Below are 6,111 nucleotides of genomic sequence, written 5' to 3'. Positions count from 1 at the left end.
GTGTGCAGCAGGCCGTCGGCCCACACCGCCCACGCCGCCCCGGCTCCGACCTGCGGACCGGTCCAGCCGCGGGCGCGCAGCTCGGCGCGCAGCTGGTCCGGAGTCAGCCGTAGCGCGGGGTGGTCCGGGTGGTGCGGCAGGCGCACCCCGTCCAGCGCGCCGACCAGACGCACCGTGGACCCGGTCGGGTCAGGCAGCAGCGTGCGCAGATGCAGGGCGGCGATCATCACCCCCTCCGGGTCGCGCAGGGCGACGGTGGCCCCCGCCGCCAGCGGCTCCGCGTCGGCGGTCGGCACGGCGAGGATCGGCACCGGCACGCCGGCCAGCTCCTCCTGCGCCGGGTAGCCGGGGTTCGGGCCGAAGGCACCGACGAGCAGCAGCTCCAACTCGGCGAGCTGCAGCGGCGTCAGGGCGAGCGACGGCCAGCCGAGCGAGGCCGTCGTCAGCTCCGCGGCGCGGTCCGACGTCACCAGACAGAGCAGGGGATCGTCGGCGGCCGGCCCGTGTGCCGGGCCGCCGGCGCCGCCGGCGCCCGGCTTCGGGAGGCGGTCGGGATCAGGATCGGGATGAGAGGTGGCGCTCACACCCGCGACCGTAACGGGTGACAGACTCCGTCCCGATGAACACCGACGACACCCGCCGGCCGGCCACCGTCCCCGTCGACATCGCGACCGACGAACTCGACGACGACGTCCTGGCCCGGCGACTGGCCACGGATGCCGGCAAACTGCTGCTCAGAATCCGGGAGGAGGTCGGGTTCGCCGAGCCCGCCACCCTGCGCGACGCCGGCGACGCGCGTTCCCATCAGCTCCTGACCCGGGCGCTGACCCGGCACCGCCCGCAGGACGCGGTGCTGTCCGAGGAGGGCGTCGATGACCCGGCCCGGCTCTCCGCCGAGCGGGTCTGGATCGTCGACCCGCTCGACGGCACCCGCGAGTTCGCCGAGCCCGGCCGCTCGGACTGGGCGGTGCACGTCGCGTTGTGGCGCGGCGGTGAGCTCATCGCCGGGGCGGTCGCCCTGCCGGCGCTGAACGTGACGTTGTCGGCCGGCAGTGATCCCCCGGCCGCGGCCCGGCCCGCCGCGGCGCACCCGCCGCGGATCGTCGCCAGCCGCACCCGGGCGCCCCGCATCGTCGGGGAGGTCGCCGAGGCCCTGGGCGCCAGCATCGTCCCGATGGGGTCGGCCGGCGCGAAGGCCGCCGCGGTGATTCGCGGCCAGGCGGAGATCTACCTGCACGCCGGCGGGCAGTACGAGTGGGATTCCGCGGCCCCGGTGGCGGTCGCGCGGGCGGTGGGCCTGCACACCAGCCGCCTCGACGGCACCCCGCTGCGGTACAACCAGCCCGATCTGTTGCTGCCCGACCTGGTCATCTGCGAGGCGACCCTGGCTCCGGCGGTGCTCGCGGCGATTGCGGCGGCCGGTCCGCAGCGGTAGGACCGCGACCAGCGGTAGACCGCGACGGGTCCTCGCGTGGTCGTCGCTGGTCCTCGCTGGTCGTCGCTGGTGCCGCGGCCGGACGCCGACCGCGACCGTCCAATGTCCGTCGTGTGACACTTGGTCTCCGATGGGGGAATTGGGCCTCGGGTGAGCCGGTTAACGTCGGCGAAACCGCCGGTGGGCGGGGCGGGTCGGCTACTTTGGACTGATACATCGGCGAGACGAGGGGTTTTCGCGTGCCTGTCGCGGGTTACGAGCTCACCCACCTGCAGATGCTCGAGGCCGAGGCCGTCCACATCTTCCGTGAGGTGGCGGCCGAGTTCGAACGTCCCGCGCTGCTGTTCAGCGGCGGGAAGGACTCGATCGTCATGCTGCGGGTGGCCGAGAAGGCGTTCTGGCCCGCAAAGCTGCCCTTCCCGCTGCTGCACATCGACACCGGCCACAACTTCGACGAGGTCCTGGCGTTCCGGGACTACCGCGCGACCGAGCTCGGCGCTCGCCTCGTGGTCGGCTCCGTGCAGGCGGCGATCGACGCCGGGCAGCTCACCGAGGACACCCGGCCCGGGGCGTCGCGTAACCAGCTCCAGACGCCGGTGCTGCTCGATTCGATCGCCGACCACCGGTTCGACGCGGTGTTCGGCGGCGCCCGCCGCGACGAGGAGAAGGCCCGCGCCAAGGAGCGGGTGTACTCCTTCCGCGACGAGTTCGGCCAGTGGGATCCCAAGAACCAGCGCCCCGAGCTGTGGTCGCTGTACAACGGCCGGCACCGCCCCGGCGAGCACATCCGGGTCTTTCCGCTGTCGAACTGGACCGAGCTGGACATCTGGCGCTACATCGCCCAGGAGCGCCTGGAGATTCCCTCGATCTACTACGCGCACAGCCGCGAGACCTTCGAGCGTGACGGCATGCTGCTCGCCGTCACCCCGCTGACCCAGCCGCGCGCCGGTGAGGCCGTGGTGCCCCGCCAGGTGCGTTACCGCACGGTCGGTGACATCACCTGTACCGGCGCGGTCGAGTCGACCGCGGCGACCGTCGAGGAGGTCATCGGCGAGGTCGCGGCGACGCGGATCACCGAGCGGGGCGCTACCCGGGCTGACGACCGGGTCAGCGAGGCGGCGATGGAGGACCGGAAGCGGGAGGGGTACTTCTGATGGCCGAGCTGCTGCGCGTCGCGACCGCGGGGTCGGTCGACGACGGGAAGTCGACGTTGATCGGCCGGCTCCTCTACGACACGAAGTCGCTGTTCACCGACCAGCTCGCCGCCGTCGAGCGGACCAGCCGGGAGCGCGGCGACGGCTACGTCGACCTCGCGCTGCTCACCGACGGCCTGCGGGCCGAGCGGGAGCAGGGCATCACCATCGACGTCGCCTACCGCTACTTCGCCACCCCGCGGCGATCGTTCATCCTCGCCGACACCCCGGGGCACGTGCAGTACACCCGCAACATGGTCACCGGTGCCTCGACCGCCGACCTCGCGTTGCTGCTCGTGGATGCGCGCAAGGGCGTCGTCGAGCAGACCCGCCGGCACGCGTTCCTGGCCTCCCTGCTGCGGGTGCCCCATCTCGTCCTCTGTGTGAACAAGATGGACCTCGTCGACTTCGATCCGGAGGTCTTCGAGAAGATCAAGGACGAGTTCCGGCACTTCGCCGCGAAGCTGGAGATCGTCGACGTCACCGCGATTCCGGTGTCCGCGCTGACCGGGGACAACGTGGTGTCCCGTTCGCCGAGCACGCCCTGGTACGACGGCAGCTCGCTGCTGCACCATCTGGAGGAGCTGCACATCGCCTCCGACCGCAACCTGATCGACGTGCGGTTCCCGGTGCAGTGGGTGGTCCGGCCGCGCAGCGAGGAGCTGCACGACTACCGTGGCTACGCCGGCCAGGTCGCCGGCGGCGTGCTCAAGCCCGGCGACGACGTCATCGTGCTGCCGTCGGGGCTGACCACGCGGGTCGCCGGGATCGACACCTACGACGGGCCGGTCGAGGAGGCGTTCCCGCCGATGTCGGTCACCGTCCGGTTGGAGGACGACCTCGACGTCTCCCGCGGGGACATGATCGCGCGGCCGAACAACCAGCCGACCGTCGGGCAGGATCTCAACCTGATGGTGTCCTGGATGGTCGACGCGCCGCTGCGCCGTCGAGCCCGGGTCGGGATCAAGCACACCACCCGGTCGGTGCGGGCGATGGTCACCGACATCTGCTACCGCGTCGACATCGACACGCTGCACCGCGACGAGAGCGTCGAGACGCTCGCCCTCAACGACATCGGCCGGATCGCGCTGCGGACGACCTCGCCGCTGTGCTACGACCCGTACCGCCGCAACCGCAACACGGGCAGCGTGCTGCTCATCGACGAGGCAACCGGAACCACCCTCGGCGCCGGAATGATCCTCTAGCGTTGTCCGGCCCGCCGGGGCGACCTGGCGGGGCGCAGGGGGCAGTATCGAGCGGTGGACCTGCCCGTTCTCCCGCCGGTGAAGCCGATGCTGGCACGGGCCGTCGCCGAGATCCCGCCGGGACTGGTCTACGAGCCGAAGTGGGACGGCTTCCGGGCCCTGGTCTTCCGCGACGGCGACGACGTGGAGATCACCTCGCGGACGACGAAGTCGATGACGCGCTACTTCCCGGAGCTCGTCGCCGCCCTGCGGGCCGCCCTGCCGGCGCGCTGCGTCCTCGACGGTGAGATCATCGTCGCCGGAGAGGACGGGCTCGACTTCGAGGCGTTGCAGCAGCGGGTGCATCCCGCCGCGAGCCGGGTCGCCCGCCTGGCGGCGCAGACCCCGGTGTCCTTCGTCGCCTTCGATCTGCTCGCGGTCGGGGATCGGGCGCTGCTCGACGAGCCGTTCGCCCGGCGCCGCGCGCAGCTTGCCGAGCTGCTGCGCTCGGGGGACGGTGTCGGCGCCCGGGTGCATCTCACGCCGGCGACCGACGATCTCGAGCTGGCCCGGCGCTGGTTCGACCAGTTCGAGGGCGCCGGCCTCGACGGCATCATCGCCAAGCCACCGACCGGTGGCTACGAACCCGACCGGCGCGCGATGTTCAAGATCAAGCATGAGCGGACGGCGGACTGCGTCGTCGCCGGCTACCGCCCGCACAAGACCGGCGCCGACGCGGTCGGCTCCCTGCTCCTCGGCCTGTACCCGGACCCGGACCCGGACTCGGAGGACGCCAACGTCGGGATCGCCGGGATCGCCGGGCACGCCGCCGGAGATCCGGCCGGCAGTACCGCCGGGGGCGCGGCGGTCGACGGGGAGGGCCTCGCCGCGGTTGGGGTGACGTCGGCGTTTGCGATGGCCCGGCGGCGCGAGCTGGTGAGCGAACTCGCCGCGCTCGTCATTCCGCTCGAGGAGCATCCCTGGGCTCCCGCCGGGGCGGGCGGCACGCGCACGCCGTGGGACGCGGGGGAGAGCAGATGGGCGGCGGGCCGAGACCTGTCGTTCGTGCCGCTGCGCCCGGTGCTTGTCGCCGAGGTGCGCTACGACCACATGGAGGGCCCGCGGTTCCGCCACACCACCCAGTTCGTGCGGTTCCGGCCGGACCGCGACCCGCATAGCTGCACCTTCGCCCAGCTCGAGCGGCCGGTGCGCGTCGACCTGACCGACGTGCTGGGCTGAGGCGGGCGGCGCCGGAGTGATCGTCACCCACTGGGCCGCAGTGCCTCGTCCGGCGGGATCCGTGTCTCGCCGAGCGCGGCCGCCCCGGCCAGGACGGGCAGCCGGTCGTTGTTGGCAACCAGCGCCGGACTTTCCAGCCAGGCGAGGTAGGCGCCCCGCTGCGCCGGTGTCATCGCCGCGCTTGGCCGGGGATCGCCGGTGGCGTCGAGGAAGTCCGTCGGCGGACCGGTGATGTAACCGTCGGCGCGTGGATCTCCGGTGTATACCCGCCGCCGCCCGTCGCTGCCGGTCACCGTGATCGGTCGCAGCGGGTCCCCGTCACGGCGCGTCCAGAGCTGGCGGGCGCTCGCCTCGTAGGCCGCGGCCCATCCCGGAGCGGCCCGCGACGCCTCCCGCAGCCGGGCGAGGACCCACGCCGGCCGGGTGGTGGAAACATCGCGGTAGCGCTGCCGCACGAGGGCCTCGACCACGTCCACCGTGATCCCGACGCCGAGATGGGCGAACGTCGCGACCGGGTCCGTCGGGTCGATCGACGTGGCCACCGTGCCGAGCAGATCGAGGATCACCGCCTGCCGCCGGCGGTGGCTGGACCCGGCGTCGGCGTGTTCGCGCAGCACCGCGTCGGCGGCGTCGCCAAGGGCGCCGGTGAAGAACGCCTGCGCCTGGGCACCTCGCAGGTAGCCCAGTGCCCGCGGGCTCGACGGGTGGCCGCCGGCCCCGGCGGTCCAGCCCCGCGTGCGCCCCGCCACCCGCTCGTCGAGCCCGATCGCGTAGGCGGCGGCGTCCCGCCCGAGCAGTCCGGCGAGCGCACCGCCGCGCAGGCTTTCCCGCAGCAGCGCCCGCCACGCCGAGACCGGGATCTCGCGGCTGGCGGTCACGGGCGGCGGGGAGACCGGCCCGGGGACGACCGCCGTCACCGCGTCGTACATCTCCTCCAGGTAGGTGTGCAGCGCAGGGACGAAGGCGGCGCGCAGGTGCGGCGGCAGGGTCGGGCCGTCGGCGGCGTGCACGGCTCCGGCGAGGCGGGCGACGAAGTCCGCCGAGCCGCGCGGATCCGCCC

The 6,111-nt window shown here is 73.2% G+C and carries 4 protein-coding genes and 2 pseudogenes; 4 read left to right on the top strand and 2 right to left on the bottom strand.

Annotated features, from left to right (window positions below; all coding sequences use genetic code 11):
* Positions 1–584 (bottom strand): annotated as a pseudogene (locus tag ND748_RS22520) (adenylyl-sulfate kinase); the annotation flags it as partial.
* 35 nt (positions 585–619) lie between these two features.
* Between ND748_RS22520 and ND748_RS22515 the strand changes: the two are divergent.
* The 4 genes from ND748_RS22515 (at position 620) to ND748_RS22500 (ending at position 5,051) form a co-directional block, all read left to right on the top strand.
* Positions 620–1,435: a 3'(2'),5'-bisphosphate nucleotidase CysQ gene (locus ND748_RS22515; RefSeq protein ID WP_251747956.1), complete on the top strand. Its 816-nt coding sequence runs from the start codon at positions 620–622 to the stop codon at positions 1,433–1,435.
* Between the two features lie 239 nt (positions 1,436–1,674).
* The gene (cysD, locus tag ND748_RS22510; RefSeq protein WP_251747955.1) at positions 1,675–2,589 is read left to right on the top strand and encodes a sulfate adenylyltransferase subunit CysD; all 915 of its coding nucleotides are present in this window, start codon (positions 1,675–1,677) and stop codon (positions 2,587–2,589) included.
* On the top strand, positions 2,589–3,833 hold the full coding sequence (locus ND748_RS22505; RefSeq protein WP_251747954.1) for a sulfate adenylyltransferase subunit 1: 1,245 nt from the start codon (positions 2,589–2,591) through the stop codon (positions 3,831–3,833). The genes cysD and ND748_RS22505 overlap by 1 nt, the downstream gene beginning before the upstream one ends.
* A gap of 54 nt (positions 3,834–3,887) precedes the next feature.
* Positions 3,888–5,051 carry an ATP-dependent DNA ligase gene (locus ND748_RS22500; RefSeq protein WP_251747953.1) on the top strand — a complete coding sequence of 388 codons (1,164 nt, stop codon included), beginning with the start codon at positions 3,888–3,890 and terminating at the stop codon, positions 5,049–5,051.
* Between the two features lie 23 nt (positions 5,052–5,074).
* On the opposite strand, the pseudogene ND748_RS22495 reads toward ND748_RS22500, so the two are convergent.
* Positions 5,075–6,111, bottom strand: a pseudogene (locus ND748_RS22495) (hypothetical protein); the annotation flags it as partial.

Origin of the sequence: Frankia sp. AiPs1 (assembly GCF_023716945.1) — a bacterium.
Lineage (GTDB): Bacteria > Actinomycetota > Actinomycetes > Frankiales > Frankiaceae > Frankia.
The sequence above is the reverse complement of the archived record's forward strand: the minus strand, read 5'-3'. Positions and strand labels throughout refer to the sequence as shown.

What these genes read in the sequence shown, in the direction of transcription:
- ND748_RS22505 (WP_251747954.1), top strand. Translation starts at nt 2,589, where the DNA reads ATGGCCGAGCTGCTGCGCGTCGCGACCGCGGGGTCGGTCGACGACGGG.
- ND748_RS22515 (WP_251747956.1), top strand. Translation starts at nt 620, where the DNA reads ATGAACACCGACGACACCCGCCGGCCGGCCACCGTCCCCGTCGACATC.